Here is a 945-nt window from a genome sequence, read left to right as displayed (position 1 = left end):
CCGTATTATAATACGGCTATTCTTTTTTTGCCAGATCTTAAGAATATCAATAACAGCCTCCTATTACCAAAGTGCCAACAATCCCAAAGAGACAAAAAAATAATGGTATGAAATACGATAGATCTTTTGGGAACAAACTCCTCGAAACATAGGACAAACTTAAAGACTCATACATTTGTATATACCAGATAAAGGCGGTGTTTGGATGAAACGAAAAACAGATCCCGTCCAATTTGTATGGGTTCAAAACGATACGGGGAATTATTCGGAAAGGCTAAAAGAATCTCTAGAGGCAAAGAAACGCGTGATTTCACTGTTGATGGAAATGGCACTAACAGAACAACAAGAAAAGCCAGTTCATTTGCTTGGATAGAGTGAACAACTTAAATAAAGAAGAGGAGGAAAAGGGAGTGAAGACAGCTGTCTACGCACGTGTATCTACAGGATTACAGGCAGTGGAAGGGACGAGTTTGGATACACAGGTGGAGATGTGTATGGAAAAGGCACATGCATTAGGGTTGTACCAGTTAGAGATTTACAGAGAATCTGGTGCCTCAGGAGAGGACATCGAACGACCAGAGATGGATCGGCTTCGGCAAGATATTGCACAAGGAAAAATAAATAAAGTAATTTGTGTTCATCCTGATCGCTTAAGTCGTAACTTGGTAGATAAATTGATCGTATGTGGAGAGATGGAGCGTCACGACGTAGAGCTTATTTTCTGTGATGCAGAATATCAAAATACACCAGAAGGTCAGTTGTTTTTTAATATGCAGTCTGCCATCGCTCAGTATGAGTTATCTATGATTCGAAAGCGAACAAGTAGAAGGAGATTAAAGGCGGTCGAAAAGCAAAAGAAGATTATGCCTATGCGTTCTGCTCCTTTTGGTTATGATTTGGTGGATGCACAGCTGGTGGTCAACGAAGAAGAAGCCAAAGTTGTTT

The 945-nt window shown here is 40.1% G+C and carries 2 protein-coding genes; both read left to right on the top strand.

The window, feature by feature from the left end; genetic code table 11:
- Positions 1-205: 205 nt before the first annotated feature.
- Entirely contained in the window at positions 206-373 is a 168-nt protein-coding gene (locus GSM42_RS20295) for a hypothetical protein (protein ID WP_160803381.1), read from the top strand.
- A 37-nt stretch (positions 374-410) separates the two neighbouring features.
- A partial coding sequence (locus GSM42_RS20290; protein ID WP_160803380.1) for a recombinase family protein occupies positions 411-945 on the top strand: 535 nt, incomplete at its 3' end.

The organism is Shimazuella alba, assembly GCF_009831235.1.
Taxonomy (GTDB): Bacteria; Bacillota; Bacilli; order Thermoactinomycetales; family Thermoactinomycetaceae; genus Shimazuella; species Shimazuella alba.
Note: the sequence above shows the minus strand (reverse complement) of the source record. Positions and strands in the feature narration are given on the sequence as shown.